17 protein-coding genes are annotated in these 15,447 nt (G+C 69.3%); 6 read left to right on the top strand and 11 right to left on the bottom strand.

Translation table 11 applies throughout. From position 1 onward, the window contains the following. Positions 1-11: 11 nt before the first annotated feature. Both rsrA and VHD82_RS16660 read right to left on the bottom strand, forming a co-directional pair. Entirely contained in the window at positions 12-326 is a 315-nt protein-coding gene (gene rsrA / locus VHD82_RS16655; protein ID WP_325703926.1) for a mycothiol system anti-sigma-R factor, read from the bottom strand. Beyond that, on the bottom strand, positions 323-1,087 hold the full coding sequence (locus VHD82_RS16660) for a sigma-70 family RNA polymerase sigma factor (RefSeq protein ID WP_414637534.1): 765 nt from the start codon (positions 1,085-1,087) through the stop codon (positions 323-325). The genes rsrA and VHD82_RS16660 overlap by 4 nt, the downstream gene beginning before the upstream one ends. A 70-nt stretch (positions 1,088-1,157) precedes the next feature. Between VHD82_RS16660 and ybaK the strand changes: the two genes are divergently transcribed. Then, positions 1,158-1,637, top strand: coding sequence for a Cys-tRNA(Pro) deacylase (gene ybaK / locus VHD82_RS16665; protein WP_325703928.1), 480 nt, complete (start codon positions 1,158-1,160; stop codon positions 1,635-1,637). Here the strand turns inward: ybaK and VHD82_RS16670 are convergent. After that, the gene (locus tag VHD82_RS16670) at positions 1,630-2,238 is read right to left on the bottom strand and encodes an alpha/beta family hydrolase (protein WP_325703930.1); all 609 of its coding nucleotides are present in this window, start codon (positions 2,236-2,238) and stop codon (positions 1,630-1,632) included. The genes ybaK and VHD82_RS16670 overlap by 8 nt on opposite strands. Then, the gene (locus tag VHD82_RS16675; RefSeq protein WP_325703932.1) at positions 2,235-2,990 is read right to left on the bottom strand and encodes an SOS response-associated peptidase; all 756 of its coding nucleotides are present in this window, start codon (positions 2,988-2,990) and stop codon (positions 2,235-2,237) included. The genes VHD82_RS16670 and VHD82_RS16675 overlap by 4 nt, the downstream gene beginning before the upstream one ends. A 92-nt stretch (positions 2,991-3,082) precedes the next feature. On the opposite strand from VHD82_RS16675, the gene rsgA reads away from it, so the two are divergent. The 3 genes from rsgA (at position 3,083) to VHD82_RS16690 (ending at position 4,925) form a co-directional block, all read left to right on the top strand. Further along, positions 3,083-4,072: a ribosome small subunit-dependent GTPase A gene (gene rsgA, locus VHD82_RS16680; RefSeq protein WP_325703934.1), complete on the top strand. Its 990-nt coding sequence runs from the start codon at positions 3,083-3,085 to the stop codon at positions 4,070-4,072. A 74-nt stretch (positions 4,073-4,146) separates the two neighbouring features. Then, positions 4,147-4,746, top strand: a complete 600-nt coding sequence (locus VHD82_RS16685; RefSeq protein ID WP_325703936.1) for a hypothetical protein — start codon at positions 4,147-4,149, stop codon at positions 4,744-4,746. A 35-nt stretch (positions 4,747-4,781) separates the two neighbouring features. Continuing rightward, positions 4,782-4,925, top strand: coding sequence for a hypothetical protein (locus VHD82_RS16690; protein ID WP_325703938.1), 144 nt, complete (start codon positions 4,782-4,784; stop codon positions 4,923-4,925). A gap of 40 nt (positions 4,926-4,965) precedes the next feature. Here the strand turns inward: VHD82_RS16690 and pruA are convergent, their stop codons facing one another. Genes pruA through VHD82_RS16705 form a run of 3 tightly spaced genes read right to left on the bottom strand, consistent with a single transcriptional unit; the run spans position 4,966 to position 8,534 of the window. Beyond that, a complete protein-coding gene (pruA, locus tag VHD82_RS16695; protein ID WP_325703940.1) occupies positions 4,966-6,594 on the bottom strand; it encodes an L-glutamate gamma-semialdehyde dehydrogenase in 1,629 nt (542 codons plus the stop codon). A gap of 45 nt (positions 6,595-6,639) precedes the next feature. Beyond that, positions 6,640-7,131 carry a DUF6912 family protein gene (locus VHD82_RS16700; protein WP_325703942.1) on the bottom strand — a complete coding sequence of 164 codons (492 nt, stop codon included), beginning with the start codon at positions 7,129-7,131 and terminating at the stop codon, positions 6,640-6,642. Further along, a complete protein-coding gene (locus VHD82_RS16705; protein ID WP_325703944.1) occupies positions 7,128-8,534 on the bottom strand; it encodes a wax ester/triacylglycerol synthase family O-acyltransferase in 1,407 nt (468 codons plus the stop codon). The genes VHD82_RS16700 and VHD82_RS16705 overlap by 4 nt, the downstream gene beginning before the upstream one ends. A 90-nt stretch (positions 8,535-8,624) precedes the next feature. Here VHD82_RS16705 and VHD82_RS16710 point away from each other — a divergent pair, with 90 nt between their 5' ends. Further along, positions 8,625-9,395 carry an RNA methyltransferase gene (locus VHD82_RS16710; RefSeq protein WP_325703946.1) on the top strand — a complete coding sequence of 257 codons (771 nt, stop codon included), beginning with the start codon at positions 8,625-8,627 and terminating at the stop codon, positions 9,393-9,395. Here VHD82_RS16710 and VHD82_RS16715 read toward each other — a convergent pair. Then, positions 9,373-9,756: an HAD-IA family hydrolase gene (locus tag VHD82_RS16715; RefSeq protein ID WP_325703949.1), complete on the bottom strand. Its 384-nt coding sequence runs from the start codon at positions 9,754-9,756 to the stop codon at positions 9,373-9,375. The genes VHD82_RS16710 and VHD82_RS16715 overlap by 23 nt on opposite strands. Before the next feature lie 102 nt (positions 9,757-9,858). On the opposite strand from VHD82_RS16715, the gene VHD82_RS16720 reads away from it, so the two are divergent. Then, positions 9,859-10,323 (top strand): Rv3235 family protein, encoded by a 465-nt coding sequence (locus VHD82_RS16720; RefSeq protein ID WP_325703951.1) that lies wholly within the window; start codon positions 9,859-9,861, stop codon positions 10,321-10,323. 56 nt (positions 10,324-10,379) lie between these two features. Here VHD82_RS16720 and secA read toward each other — a convergent pair whose 3' ends face one another. The 3 genes from secA to VHD82_RS16735 form a co-directional block, all read right to left on the bottom strand. Continuing rightward, a complete protein-coding gene (secA, locus tag VHD82_RS16725) occupies positions 10,380-13,205 on the bottom strand; it encodes a preprotein translocase subunit SecA (protein WP_325703954.1) in 2,826 nt (941 codons plus the stop codon). Between the two features lie 176 nt (positions 13,206-13,381). Next, positions 13,382-14,056, bottom strand: a complete 675-nt coding sequence (gene hpf, locus VHD82_RS16730) for a ribosome hibernation-promoting factor, HPF/YfiA family (protein WP_325703956.1) — start codon at positions 14,054-14,056, stop codon at positions 13,382-13,384. A 788-nt stretch (positions 14,057-14,844) separates the two neighbouring features. Then, positions 14,845-15,369, bottom strand: a complete 525-nt coding sequence (locus VHD82_RS16735; RefSeq protein ID WP_325703958.1) for a ComF family protein — start codon at positions 15,367-15,369, stop codon at positions 14,845-14,847. Positions 15,370-15,447: the final 78 nt, after the last annotated feature.

Raw genomic sequence — 15,447 nt, forward strand, 5'->3', positions numbered from 1 at the left:
CGTGAAGTTGTTCAGTCGCGCCGATCGACGCGGACCTCGGTGCGCTCGATGGTCACCCCGCCGCGGGTCTCCACCGTCTGCCGGATCGACGCGCGCAGCTTCTGCTTCAGCTCCGCCGGGGCGTGATCGCCTCCGCACTTGCGCGCCAGCAGCTGCTTGAGCTGCTCGTCGATGCCGTACTCCTCCAGGCAGGGCGGGCAGTCCTCGATGTGCCGCCGCAGCTCCGCGTCCCGCTCCGGGCTGCACTCCCTGTCCAGCAGCAGGTAGATCTCGGCCAGCGCCTCCTGGCAGTGGACCAGGTCCTTGGCGGGCTCGCGGGCGGTCATCGCGCTACCTCCTGCGCCTGGCCTTTGATGAAGCCGCGCTCACGCGCGACGTCGGCGAGCAGGTTGCGCAGCTGGGCACGGCCCCGGTGCAACCGGGACATCACGGTGCCGATCGGTGTGTCCATGATCTCGGCGATTTCCTTGTAGGCGAATCCCTCGACGTCGGCAAGGTACACCGCGAGCCGGAACTCCTCGGGCAGCTGCTGAAGCGCCGCCTTGACGTCGCTGTCCGGCAGACGGTCCATCGCCTCCACCTCGGCCGACCGCAGGCCACTGGAGGTGTGACTCTCCGCCTGGGCGATCTGCCAGTCGGAAATCTCCTCGGTGGGCTGCTGCACCGGCTGACGCTGGCGCTTGCGGTAGCCGTTGATGTAGGTGTTGGTCAGGATGCGGTACATCCAGGCCTTGAGGTTCGTGCCCTCCTTGAAGGAGTTGAACGCCCCATAAGCCTTGAGATATGTCTCCTGCACCAGGTCCTCGGCGTCGGCAGGGTTGCGGGTCATCCGCATGGCGGCCGAGTACAGCTGGTCCAGCAACGGCATCGCGTCCCGCTCGAAACGCTCGGCGCGCTCCTCGGGACGCTCCTGGTCGGAGCTCGATGTCTCGTTGTTCGGCGTGCTCGGCAAACCTTTCCCTTCCCCGTACGCGTAGGACGCCTTCGAGGATACGCGGGAGCCATTGACCTGGCCGGGCACGGCAGGCTGACCGGGACGCGAGAAGACCTCGATCCGGTCAACGGGATGAGCAAGTTTCGTCATCACGTACGACATAACGACCACACGGCCGGGGGCATTCCCGCGATTTCCGCATCCCGGCATATGGTCTGGTCCTGTGGCAGGCAAGGGAACCCCGGCGACAGCAACGCTCGCGAAGCAGAAGATCGCGCACACGCTCCACACCTACGAGCACGATCCGAAGCACGAGTCGTACGGGCTCGAAGCCGCCGAGGCGCTCGGCGTCGAGCCGGCGCGGGTGTTCAAGACGCTGATCGCTGACGTCGACGGCAGGCTGACAGTCGGGGTGGTGCCGGTCACCGGCTCGCTCGACCTCAAGGCGCTGGCCGCCGCTGTCGGCGGGAAGCGCGCGAAGATGGCCGAAGCGGCCGCGGCGCAGCGCGCGACGGGGTACGTGCTGGGCGGTATTTCCCCGCTCGGCCAGCGCAGCCGGCTGCCGCTGGTGATCGACGCTTCGGCCCAGGAGTTCGACACGATCTTCTGCTCGGGCGGGCGGCGCGGCCTGGAGATGGAACTGGCGCCGGTGGACCTGATCAAGCTGACCTCCGCGACCGTCGCGCCGATCGCGGTCAGCTGAGCGGGCGCAACACCCGCGAAAGCCACTCCGATACAGCACGGGACAGGCCTTCGAGATCCTTGTCCAGCGCGTGCGTCCCCGCGATGACCACCACCTCGTGATGCGGCCCCGCGGCGGGGCGCCCGAACGGGTCCGACTCGCCCTGCACGACGAGCGTCGGCACGGTGACCGCGTCCAACTCCGGCTGCCGCGTCTTCTCCGGCTTTCCCGGCGGATGCTCGGGGAAAGCCAGGCACAGCACAGCGGCGGCCTGCCCCTCCGCGGCCGTCCGGCAGGCCACGCGCGCGCCGGACGAGCGCCCGCCGAACACCAGCGGCAACCCATCGAACCGCTTTGTCAGATCCTCGGCCACCGCCAGCCACGCGGCGTCGAGCTGCTTCGCCGGAGCGGGGGCGCGCCGGCCCGCGACGCGGTACGGCTGCTCTACCAGCGCGACGTGCGCGCCGACAGCCTGCGCGGCGCGCGTGACAGCCACCAGATCCTTGGCCCCGATGCCGCCGCCGGCGCCGTGCCCCAGCAGCACCACGGCGGAGCCTTCCTCCGCGCAATGCAGCTCCGCGCGTGCCGGTCCGTGCGGGGTCGGGATCTCGATCCGGGTCATTTCGGCAGTTCGAACAGGGCCTCGTCGAGGTCGGCCTGGCCGGCCTCGACGCGCTCGACGAGTTCCGCGCCGTTGTTGCGGACGTTGTTCACCTTGTCCGACACCGGCCGCAGTTCCAGCGTGTCCACCAGATCGCGCGGCGGGGTGAGCAGCTCGCCGACCTCGTCGCGGTCCGGGTCCAGCCAGGCGTTCCAGCGGTCCTTGGTCATCAGCAGCGGCATCCGGTCGTGGATGTCGGTGAGCCTGCCGATCGCCTCGGTGGTGATGATCGAGAACGTGATCAACGGCTCGGCGTCCTCGTTCTTCTTGTCGCGCCAGCTCTCCCAGATCCCGGCGAACGCGAGGTCCTCGCCGGTCATGAAGAACGGTTCCTTCTGCTTGCCGGCGCGGCGCCATTCGTACCAGCCGTCGGCGGGCACCAGGCAGCGCCGCTTGGCGAGCGCGCGCTTGAACGCGGGCTTCTCCGTCGCCGTCTCGGCCCGGGTGTTGATCATCCGGTTGCCGACCGAGGGGTCCTTCGCCCAGAACGGGACCAGGCCCCAGCGCATCACGCGCAGGCTCCGCACCGCGGGCTCCTCGTCCAGCACGGTGCCCTCGGCGTCACGGGGATGCCGCTGCACCACGGTGACCACGTTCTTGGTCGGCGCGACGTTGTAATCGTTCTCACGAGCCTGCCCGCCGGTCTCGTCCACGGCGTCGAACTCCTGGACCAGGGCCGCGGGATTTTTCGTCGCCGAGTAGCGGCCGCACATCCGCCCATCTCCTTTTCGCAGGTGCTCGGGAACCCATCGTGGCACAAATGCGGGATCATCGTGGCGGACATACTGACCAGAAGGAGCGCGGTTTGGCAGGCAGGGACTGGCGCAAGCTCGACGAAAGCGATGTCCGGGTGCGCCCCGGGCGTGGCACCCGCCCCAGAAGCAAGCGCCGCCCGGAACACACTGACGCCGTGCGCGCGCTGGTCACCGTGGTCGACCGTGGTCGGTGGACCTGCGCGGTGGAGGACGATCCGAGCCGGGTCGTCACCGCGATGCGGGCCCGTGAGCTGGGCCGGACCCCGGTCGTCGTGGGTGATCGGGTGGGCCTGGTCGGTGACGTGAGCGGAAAGCCGGACACCCTGGCGCGCATCGTCCGGGTCGAGGAGCGCACCAGCGTGCTGCGCCGCACGGCCGACGACACCGACCCGTACGAGCGGATCGTGGTGGCCAACGCCGAGCAGCTGCTGATCGTCACGGCACTGGCCGATCCGCCGCCGCGCACGGGATTCATCGACCGGTGCCTGGTCGCCTGTTTCGCCGGTGGCCTCCGCCCGGTGCTCTGCCTGACGAAATCCGACCTCGCCTCCCCCGACGAACTGATCGAGCGGTACGCCGACCTCGACGTGCCGACGCTGGTGACCCGGTTCGACGAGGACTCGCTGCCGCTCGCCGACACCTTGCACGGCCGGGTTTCGGCGCTGGTCGGCCATTCCGGGGTGGGCAAGTCCACCCTGGTGAACCGTCTCCTGCCGGATGCGGCGCTGGCCACCGGCGAAGTCAGCGCGGTCGGCAAGGGCCGGCATACCTCCGTCGCGGCGATCGCCCTGCCGCTGCCCGACGGCGGCTGGGTGATCGACACCCCCGGCGTGCGTTCGTTCGGGCTCGCGCACATCACGGCCGACGACATCGTGTCCGCGTTCGCCGAATTCGCCGAAGCGGCCGAGGAATGCCCGCCCGGTTGCGGACATCTCGGCGCACCGGAAGATCCTGACTGCATGCTCGACGAAGTAGGGGAAAACAAACGTCTGCAATCGCTGCGGCGGTTGCTGACGTCCCGCGCCGGTCTGGAAACATGAACCCCAATCACAAATCGCCGGACAGGGGCTTCTCGACGAAGAAAACGGCTCTCGCCATGGGCGCGGCCTAGCTGGTGATCGCGCTCAGCGGCTGCGGGGCGCACAGCGGCTGCGGCACGCCGAGCGCCGACCCGCAGCTGTTCGGCAACGCGCAGGAACTGGTCCGCGCGGCCACGAACGGCACCGAGCAGGCGAAGTCCGCGAAGTTCACCATGCAGTCCTCGATGGCGGGCATGGACATCAACGCCCAGGGCGCCGGCCGCTTCGACGGCGACAACACAGCGATGCAGATAACCATGCACGTCAGCACGATCGACGAAGAGCTGCGCTACGTGGACAGGGTCATCTACGTCCAGCTGCCCGAGCAGGTGCGGGCGCGGATCACCGGCGGTAAGCCCTGGGGCAAGGTCGACCCGGACAGCCCGCTCGGCAAGCAGATGGGCGCGGCGGAGGCCCAGCAGAACGACCTGTCCCAGTACCTGCGGCAGATCCAGCAGGCGGGCACCATCGCCCGAAGCGAGCAGACCACGCTCGACGGGCAGCCGGTCACGCACTACTGGATCGACCTCGACCTCGCGAAGATGACGGCCAAGCTGTCCGGCACCGGGATCCCGCAGGCGACACTGGACCAGCTCAAGGACAAGGTCAAGACCACCCGGCCCAGTTGTGGTTGAACGCGGGCCTGCTGCCGGTGCAGGTCACGGAGGACATGACCGAACAGATGAAGGCGGCCGGAGTGCCCGGATCCGGTGCCTCCACGGTGACCATGAAGTACAGCGACTGGGGCACCACGACGGTGGACGTGCAGGCGCCGCCCGCGGACCAGGTCGGCGAACTGAAGCTCCCCGGCTGATCGCCACCGCGTGCCGGTGCCCGGGCGCCGGCACGCGGTTTCAGCCCATGTGCGGGTAGCCGATTTCCGTTGGCGCGTCGAAGGTTTCCTTGATCGAGCGCGGGCTGGCCCAGCGGATCAGGTTGAACATCGAGCCCGCCTTGTCGTTCGTGCCCGAAGCCCGCGATCCGCCGAAGGGCTGCTGCCCGACGACCGATCCGGTCGGCTTGTCGTTGACGTAGAAGTTCCCCGCCGTGAACCGCAGCGCGCGGTGCGCCTGCTGCACGGCCTGCCGGTCGTCGGCGAAGACCGCGCCGGTCAGCGCGTACGGGGCCGTGCTGTCGACGGTTTCCAGGATGCGCTCGTACTCACCATCGTCGTAGACGTGCACGGCCAGGATCGGGCCGAAGTACTCGGTCGAGAAGACCTCGTGCCGCGGATTGTCCGACACGAGCACCGTCGGCTCCACAAAATACCCGATGGCATCGTCGCAATGCCCGCCCACCAACGTATCCAGCGCGGAATCACTGTCCACACCGGACAGTAGCCGGTCGTGCCTGGCGAACGCCCGCGCATCGATCACCGCACCGCCGAACACCGAGAAGTCCGAGACGTCCCCGTACTTCACGGTGCGGGTCAGGTCGGCCAGCTCGTCACGGAAACCGCCGTCCCACAACGAACGCGGCACGTAGGCGCGTGACGCCGCCGAGCATTTCTGGCCCTGGTATTCGAACGCCCCGCGCACCAGCGCGGCGGCGAGCTTTTCCCGGTTCGCCGAGGAATGCGCGACCACGAAGTCCTTGCCGCCCGTTTCGCCGACGATGCGCGGGTAGCTGCGGTAGTGGTCCAGGTTCTCCGCGATCGTCCGCCACAGGAACTTGAACGTGGCTGTGGAGCCGGTGAAATGCAGCCCGGCGAATCCCGGATCGGCCAGCGCGACCTCGCTGACCGCCTGTCCGTCGCCGGTCACCAGGTTGATCACGCCTGGCGGCAGGCCGGCTTCTTCCAGCGCCTGCATGGTGAACTGCGCCGCGAGCTGCTGCGTCGGCGTCGGTTTCCACACGACCGTATTGCCCATGATCGCCGGGGAGGTCGGCAGGTTTCCCGCTATCGCGGTGAAGTTGAACGGGGTGATCGCCACGACGAACCCGTCCAGCGGCCGGTACTCCATCCTGTTCCACGCGCCCGGCACGGAGTTCGGCTGCTCGGCGAGTATCCGCCGGGCGTAGTGCACGTTGAAGCGCAGGAAGTCGATCAGCTCGCAGGCGGCGTCGATCTCGGCCTGCTGCACGGATTTCGACTGGCCGAGCATGGTGGCCGCGTTGAGCGTGTCCCGGTACGGGCCGGCGATCAGGTCCGCGGCGCGCAGGAAGATCGCCGCGCGCTCGTCGAACGGCAGCTCACGCCAGGCGGGCGCGGCCTGCTTCGCGGCTTGCGTCGCGTCCGCCACGTCCTCGTGCGTGGCCTGCGCCGATACCCCGAGCACGTGCCCGTGGTCGTGCGGCGCCACCACGTCGAACGCGGCCCCGCCACCGAGGCGTTTCCGGCCGCCGATGGTCTGCGGCAGGTCGTGCTTGGCTCCCGCCAGCTCGGCCAGCCGCCGTTGCAGGGACTCGCGTTCCGGACTGCCCGGCGCGTACCCCCGCACCGGCTCGTTCCGCGGTGTTGGCACGGTGGTGACGGCATCCATCGAGCTACCTCCCTTGGCGACGGGCTTGTGGCCTGTCTACCCAAGCTAGAGCAGCTCAAGCAGGAAGGGCAGCTCCTGCGGCGCATACCAGGCCAGTTCGTGGTCCTCGGCTTCGCCGAGGGTGAACTCCGCGTCGAGGTCACCCAGATCGGCGGCGTCGATGACCTCGGCGGCGGCGCGGACGGACTCCTCCGCGTCCTCCGTGTCGACGTGCACCGCCGCCACGTCGTCCAGCACGATCGGCCCGGACAGCTTCACCACGGCCGCGTCCAGATCCGAGCGGACCGTGGCGTTTTCAGTGTCCACCGAGATCACCACCCGGCGCGGGCGTTCCTTCTCGTCGGCGCCGATCAACCGCAGCGACGCCCGCGCGGCGTCGATGAGCGCGGCGTACTCCAGCTCCTCGGTGTCACCGCTGACGTACGACTCCCGCAGCGCCGGGGTGAGCGCGAACCCCGTACCGCCGACCGGTTGCAGCTTGCCGTCGGAGACCAGCTTCCGCAGCAGGTCGATCGTCGCAGGCAGATAAACCCTCACCAGTGCGCACCCTTCAGTTCTTCCAGCGCTTCGGAGACCATGCCGGCGAGATTGCCGACGTCGGACACCGCCTTGCGGTCCCCGTTCAGTCCGAAGTAGACATTCCCGTGGTACGACGTGACCCCGATGGCCAGCGCCTGGTTGCGCGCCAGCGGGATCACCGGGTACATCTCCGTCATCCTCGCCTGCCCCGCGTACAGCGGCACCTGCGGCCCCGGCGAGTTCGTGATCACCAGGTTGAAGATGCGCCCGGAGAACGACCCGGCGGCCCGCGCGGCCAGCGAATGCATCGTGGCCGGCGCGAACCCGCCGACCTTCAGCATGGCACGCGCCGCCACCGAGCGGCTGGAGTCGGTGTGCGCGCGCATAGTGTGGCTGATGTGCTGCAGCCGCAGCGTCGGGTTCGGCTCTCCGACCGGCAGATCGACCAGGTTCGCCTCCACCTGGTTGTTCACCAGTCCCGCGGCGGAGAACTCGAAGGTGTCCGGTTCCAGTACCGCCATCGGCACCAGCGCGCGGATGGTGGTGTCCGGTTGCACCCCGGCGCCGCGGGAGAGCAGCCATTCCCGCAGCGCACCGGTGATCGCGGCCAGCACGATGTCGTTCACCGTGCCGCCCTGTTCGGCCCGGATCTTGCGGTAGTCCTCCAGCAGGGTGCGGACCACCGCGAACACCCGCCCGCCCGACACGTGCGTGTTCAGCGGGCCTGCCGGGGCCGGTTTGACGATGGTGCGCAACGCCGAGACGACCCCGCCGACCGTGTCGGCCACCTTGTCCGCGGTCGCCGCCGCGTCGCCGAGCACCGCGCGCATGTTCTCCACCAGCGCACCCGGTTGCTGCACGGTTTCGCTGATCGCGTCGAGGACGAGCTGGCTCGTCGACGGGGGCCGGCGCGCGTTCCAGGTGTCCTCGTAGGGCTCGCAGATCTGCGGCGTCGCGTCGAGGATGAGCTGGCCCAGCTCCACGGTGCCGATGCCGTCGACGACGGCCTGGTGGGTCTTGGTCACCAGCGCCACCCGATCGTGCGCCAGCCCCTCCACGAAGTAGGCCTCCCACAGCGGGCGCTCGTGGTCCATCGGCCGGGCCATCAGGCGCGCGACCAGGTCGAACAGCTGCTCGTCGGTGCCGGGGCCGGGCAGCGCGGAGCGGCGGACGTGGTAATTCAGGTCGAAGTCGACGTCGTCCACCCACACCGGCCGGGCCAGATGCCCCGGCACGTTCAGCACCCGCTGGCGATACCGGGGCAGGTAGCCGAGACGCTGCGAAACCAGGCAGAGGATCTGTTCGTAGTCGAAGCCCTCGCGCGGCCGCTCGAACACCGCGACACCGCCGACGTGCATGGGCGTCGTGGCGTCCTCCAGGTACAGGAAGGAGGCGTCCAAGGCGGAAAGACGGTCGGGCATAGCAGCCAATCTAGCGGCGCGAATGCGTCTCCGTTGAGGGTGGCGGTGGGGAAGCGGCCGGCCACTGGCACACCCTGGTGTACTAGGCCCGTGCACGAAAGCAACACCACGGTGTCCCCCAAAGACCGCTTCCTGACCGTTTACGGCCGCAAGCCGGTGCTGGAGGCGCTGGACGACCCGGACCTGCGTGTCGACAAGGTGATCCTCGCCGACACCGCGCGCGGGCCGGGCGCCGCCGAGATCCAGCGCGCCGCGAAGGCCGCCGGGGTGCAGGTGCAGCGCGCCAGCGCGCACCGGGTGAAAGTGTTGGCGGGCAACGGAAAACAGGACCAGGGTGTGCTGGCCGACGTGGTCGCGCCCCGGATGCGGCCGCTCACCGCGGCGCTGTCCTCGGCGCCGCTGCCGCCCCGGGTCCTGGTGCTGGACGGCATCACCACCCCGGCGAACGTGGGCATGATCCTGCGCACCGCGACCGCCGCCGGGATCGACGGCATCGTCGTGCCGCGGCGGGGTGTGGCGGCGCTGGATCCGATGGTGGTGAAGGCTTCGGCCGGGGTGGCGTTCCGTGCGCCCGTCCTGCGCTGCGCGACGGCCGCCGAAGCGGCAGGCCTGCTCAGCGACGCCGGGTACGGCGTCTACGGCCTCGGCGCGTCCGGCGGCGAACAGCTTTTCGGCGCCGAGTTGCCGGAGCGCGCGGCGTTCGTGCTGGGCGGCGAGACGGCCGGGGTCTCACCTGACGTCGCCGAGTACCTGGCCGGCTGGGTGTCCATCCCGATGCCCGGCGAGGTGGAATCGCTCAACGTCTCCGCCGCCGCGGCGGTGCTGTGCTTCGAGCTCGTCAGGCGGGGAACAACGCGCTGAGCTCGGTGAGCGTGGACTCCACGGACGTGTGGTGCACCCCGGCCATCCCGGCGGCCACCGCGCCCGCGACGTTGCCGCGCGAGTCGTCGACGAACACACAGCTGTCGGCGGACAACCCGAGGCGCTCCGCGGTGATCAGGTAGACCTGCGCGGAGGGCTTCGCGAAGCCGACTTCGCCAGAGAAGACGAGCGCGTCGAAGAAGGCGGACAACCTCGCCTTCGCAGAGCCGCCACCGGCCGCGTTCGACAGCAGCGCCGTACGCACGCCGCGCTCGCGTAGCCCGTCGATAGCCGCGTACAGGTCGCCGGCGTCGGGATCCGTGAGCACCCCGGCGTAGTCCACGATCAGCCCTCGGAACATCGGGCGACCATACCGTTTCACCAGTTCGGGGGCTGTTCGCCCGAATCCGGCCGGTTCGCCCCTCTTCCCGGCGATAGTCCGGAAACACACTGGGGGAACGTTTTGCTGTCCACTGCGGCCCTGAAACCACTGCGGGGCTACGAACCCTTGCGGGATCTGCACCGCTTCACCGAGATCGGCGGCCAGCTCGTGCTGGACCTGATGCCGGCGCAGGATTCCTTGTCCCTGGTGCCACCCGGCCCCGGGGAGCTCACCGCCGGGCACGTTCGCGCGGTGCTGAAAGCGATCCTGGAGGCGCACACCGGCCGGCGTCCGGTGTCGCAGTTGCAGGGGCTGGTGCATCCGCGGCTCTACCGTCGGCTGACGGTGTCGAACCAGCTCAAGGGCGTCCGGTTCGCCCTCAACAGAGTGCGGATCTCACCGGTCGGCCCGGACGCGTACGAGGTATCCGGCGCCGCGGGGGCGGCTTCCCGCACATTCGGCCTGATGGCGCGCTTCGAACTCGGCGAGCCCGGCTGGCGGTGCACCTACTTCGACCTCGTGCTGCCCGCACGCAACCGGGGCTGAAAAGCAGCCGGGGTGGCCTCGCCGAAGCGAAGCCACCCCGTCCCGCCGGGAAGCCGTCAGCGGCCGCCCTTCTTCGTCTTCTTCGCCTGCTCGCGGGCGGCCGCACGGCGCTCGCGGCGAGAACCGCTCTGGCTGCCGGTGGCCTCCTTCGCCCCCGCCTTCGCGGCCGCGGTGCCACGCCTCTGCACCCCGCCCTGCTCGGCCGGGCCGGAGTAGGTCAGCCCGTTCGGCCCGGCGCCGTCACCGTTGCCGAGGCCCTTGCCACGCAAGGCGGACGGCACGCTTTCCCTGGGCTCCTCGCGCGCCGGCGGCTGCGGCGGCGCCTGCTGCGAATGCCGGCCCGCGGTGGGCACCGCGGCGGCGGGCTCGGCGGCCTGCTGCTGCGGCTCGGCCTGCTCGACCTGCAGGTTGAACAGGAATCCGACGGCCTCCTCCTTCAACGACTCCAGCATCGCGTTGAACATGTCGAAGCCCTCGCGCTGGTACTCGATCAGCGGGTCGCGCTGGGCCATCGCCCGTAGCCCGATGCCCTCCTTGAGGTAGTCCATCTCGTAGAGGTGCTCACGCCACTTGCGGTCCAGCACCGACAGCAGCACCTGGCGCTCCAGCTGCCGCATCGCGCCTTCGCCGACCTTGGCGTCGATATCCGCTTCACGCTGCGCGTACGCGGCCTCGGCGTCCTCCAGGAGGGCGCTGAGCAGGAAGTCCGAGCTGAGGTCGTCCTCCTCCTCGGTGAGTTCCTCCCAGGTGATCTTCACCGGGTACAGCTGCTTGAGGGCCGTCCACAGCTTCTCGTGGTCCCAGTCCTCGGCATAGCCGTCCTCGGTCGCGCCCTGCACATACGCGGTGACGACGTCGGAGAGCATGTTCCGCATCTGCTCGCTGAGGTCCTCGCCCTCCAGCACCCGGCGGCGCTCGGCGTAGATCACCTTGCGCTGCAGGTTCATGACCTCGTCGTACTTGAGGACGTTCTTGCGGATCTCCATGTTCTGCTGCTCGACCTGGGTCTGCGCGCTCTTGATCGCGCGCGACACCATCTTGTGGTCGATCGGCTGGTCGTCGGGCAGCCGCATGGTGGTCATGACCCGCTCGACCATCGCCGCGTTGAAGCGCCGCATCAGCTCGTCGCCCAACGACAGGTAGAACCGCGACTCGCCGGGGTCACCCTGACGGCCGGATCGGCCACGCAGCTGGTTGTCGATCCGGCGCGACTCGTGCCGCTCGGTGCCCAGCACGTACAGCCCGCCGGCTTCCTTGACCTCCTCGGCCTCGGCCTTCGCTTCGGCCTTGACCTCTTCGAGCACCTTCGGCCACGCCGTCTCGTAGGCCTCGGAGTGCTCCACCGGGTCCAGGCCGCGCTCGCGCAGCACCTCGTCGGCGATGATGTCCGGGTTGCCGCCCAGCACGACGTCCGTACCACGGCCCGCCATGTTGGTGGCGACCGTGACCTGGCCCTTGCGGCCCGCGCGCGCGATGATCAGCGCTTCACGGTCGTGGTACTTCGCGTTCAGCACCTCGTGCGGAACCCCGCGCTTGACCAGCAGCTTCGAGAGGTACTCGGACTTCTCGACGCTGGTGGTACCGACCAGCACCGGCTGCCCGGCCTCGTTGCGCTCCTGGATGTCGTCGGCCAGTGCCTCGAACTTCGCGGGCTCGGTCTTGTAGATCAGGTCCGTCTCGTCCTTGCGGACCATCGGCCGGTTCGTCGGGATCGGCACCACACCCAGCTTGTAGGTCTGGTGGAACTCCGCCGCCTCGGTCTCGGCCGTACCGGTCATCCCGGCCAGCTTGTTGTACAGGCGGAAGTAGTTCTGCAGCGTGATCGTGGCCAGCGTCTGGTTCTCGGCCTTGATCTCGACGCCTTCCTTGGCCTCGATCGCCTGGTGCATGCCCTCGTTGTAGCGGCGGCCGTGCAGGATGCGGCCGGTGAACTCGTCGACGATCACCACTTCGCCGTTACGGACGATGTAGTCCTTGTCGCGCTTGTACAGCTCCTTGGCCTTCAGCGCGTTGTTCAGGTAGCCGACCAGCGGGGTGTTCGCCGCTTCGTAGAGGTTCTCGATGCCGAGCTGGTCCTCGACGAGCGCGACGCCCTTCTCGGTGACGCCGACGGTGCGCTTGCGCTCGTCGACCTCGTAGTGCACGTCCTTCTTCATCATCGGGGACAGGCGCGCGAACTCGACGTACCAGCGGGCCGACTGCTCGGCAGGGCCCGAGATGATCAACGGCGTGCGTGCCTCGTCGATCAGGATCGAGTCGACCTCGTCGACGATGGCGAAGTTGTGCCCGCGCTGCACGCAGTCGTCCAGCGTCCACGCCATGTTGTCGCGCAGGTAGTCGAAGCCGAACTCGTTGTTCGTGCCGTAGGTGATGTCGGCGTTGTAGGCCTCGCGGCGCTGGTCCGGCGGCAGCTCGGACAGGATCGCGCCGACCTTCAGGCCGAGGAACCGGTGCACCCGGCCCATCCACTCCGCGTCACGTTTGGCGAGGTAGTCGTTCGTGGTGACCAGGTGCACGCCCTTGCCGGAGATGGCATTGAGGTACGCGGGCAGCACGGAGGTCAGCGTCTTGCCTTCACCGGTCTTCATCTCGGCGACCTGACCGAGGTGCAGCGCGGCGCCGCCCATCAGCTGGACGTCGAAGTGCCGCTGCCCGAGCACCCGCCAAGCGGCCTCCCTGGCGACCGAGAAGGCCTCCGGCAGCAGCTCGTCGAGCGACTCGCCGTCCTCGTGCCGCTTGCGGAACTCGTCGGTCTTGGCCTGCAGCTCGGCGTCGGAGAGGTCCTTCACCTCGTCTTCGAGGGTGTTGATGTGGTCGGCGATGTTGCGCAGCCGCTTGAGCATCTTGCCCTCGCCCGCGCGCAGCAGGCGGTTGAGAACCATCCGGTCGACCTCACTAGCTGTCTTGGAAAATGCGCCCGGGCGTGTCCCGGGCGGACCGTGCGCCGCCTCCATCGTAGGGAAGGACGGTCCCGACGTGCACGCACGGCGCCGATGGAACGCGGAACGGCCCGCACGCGCTCCTCGCGTGCGGGCCGTCCGGCGGGTCGTCGCGGCGTTCAGCCGAGCCTGATCACGCCGTAGTCGAAGCCCCTCCTCCGGTAGACGACGCTAGGCAGGCCCGCCTCGGCGTCGTTGAAAAGGTAGAAGTCGTGTCCGACCAGTTCCATCTGGTAGAGGGCCTGGTCGACCGTCATCGGATCGGCTGAGTGGCGCTTCTCGCGCGCGACGCGGCCGGGCTGGTGGCCCAGGGCCTCGTCTTCCCAGCGCTGCGTGGGGAGGTCGAGCTCGGCGCCTTCGGCGATCTCGGTCTCGACGGGGGCGGGCGCCTCGAGCACCGCCGTGCTCGTCGCGGGCATCCCGTTCGCCGACGTGACCGCCGGCATCGGAGAGGTCGCCTCGGCGACCGATTCCGGGCAGCGCCGCCCGTAGTGCACCCGGCGGCGATCGGCAGACCGGCGCAGCCGGTTCTCAAGCTTGCTCACCGCGGCGTCGAGCGCGGCGTAGAAGTCGCCGGCACACGCTTCGGCACGGACCGCGGGGCCCTTGCCCTTGCCGGTGATCTCCACGCGCTGGCAGCTCTTGGACTGCCTGCGGTTGGGTTCGTGGAAGAGCTCCACGTCGTAACGGAAGACTTTCCTGTCGTAGCGTTCCAGTCGCGCGAGCTTGACGCTCACATGCTCCCGGTAGTGCTCGGGCACCTCCACGTTGCGACCTTTAACGACGATGTCCATACACGACCTCCCTCACTCCTGGATGAGTTCGAGCTCTTCGGAATTCGCTGGGCACCGACGGGGAGAGTTCAGCTGTCCGCCGGTACCAGGGTCATCGGCTGTTCACCTCCCTGCCGTACGGAACGGCTATTGCGGTGCACGTTAGCCCGGTAACGCGCATCACAAAACCCCCCGAGCCGGGGGATATCACAGAACGGGAAACAGTCACCGAGCGCGTCCGCGCAGCCCGCCGAGAGCGGGCGCCGGACCCCGTTCGGAGCATCGTCCGGAGGCGGTTTTCACCTTGACACCACAAGGTTTCCCGGCGTCGGAGGCGCTGCGTGACAGCGGCCCGCGAGCGCGGCTCCACCCCAGTGGCCCCTTGCGCCGATGGCCCCGGCTCCTTGGACGGCTCCATGTCCGGACAACGGCCCCGGCGCCGCTCACGTTCCCGCCAGGTACACCTGTGTGGGTGAACGTCAACGGTCTGCCGCTCGCCCCGCCGATGCGTGCGTGGCCGGGTCGCGGCCGGCAAACGGTGGCGTCACCTGCGAGTGGTGAGGTCGTTGTGGCTCTTGGGAACCGGTAAGGACCTTCGATCGGTTGTCCGGTAAGTGAGACAGCGGCGGCGAGGGAAACGCGCCTCGTCCACACCCCGCCACCGAACCGATCCCCAGCGCCCTCAACGGGAACCGCGCCGTGGTGCCCGTTGAACACTGCGCGATCGGGGCGGAGGCGGGCGCACACAGCGCGGCCACGCGCGTCCGTTGCTGCCGCGACACAATCGCGCCGGCCCATCTGCGACAGCCTCACCCGGCGGCCGTCAGCGTCAACCCCGCGGTCACCTCGAATCCCCCTTCCGTCAGGGCGCGAACGCAGGCCGCGAGCGTCGCGCCGGTAGTGATCACATCGTCGAGCAGCACGACCGGCGCGCCTCGCGGCGGGAGGCCACGCGGATCCAGGCACAGCCGGCCGGCGAGGTTCGCGACGCGGGCCGCATGGTCCAGACCAACCGCGTCCCGGGCGCCGCGAGCGAGCCGCAGCGCCGGTGCGACGGCGACGGAATGGCCATCCGCCGCCAACCGCAGGGCGCATGCCCGCGCCAGGCGCAGCAGATGCGGACCTCCCCGAGCACGCGATGCGGCCCGGCGGGACGGGGCAGGCACGAGCCACCAGACACCGTTCGCGTCCGGCCTCGCCGCCGGCAGATCCGGCACCACGGCACCGAGCGCACCGCCGAGCCCTGCGGCGAGATCACGCCTGCCGCGTTCCTTGTAGGCCAGCACGAGCTTCCGCGCCGTGCCCTGGTAGCGGGCGAGCGTGTGCACCGGCACGGCGGCAACCGTCGGACCGCGAGCCACCGGCGCCGGGCGCGCGAACTCCGCGAGACAGTCCGCACAGCAAGCAGCGCC

Source organism: Amycolatopsis sp. (assembly GCF_035546795.1).
Classification (GTDB): domain Bacteria; phylum Actinomycetota; class Actinomycetes; order Mycobacteriales; family Pseudonocardiaceae; genus Amycolatopsis_E.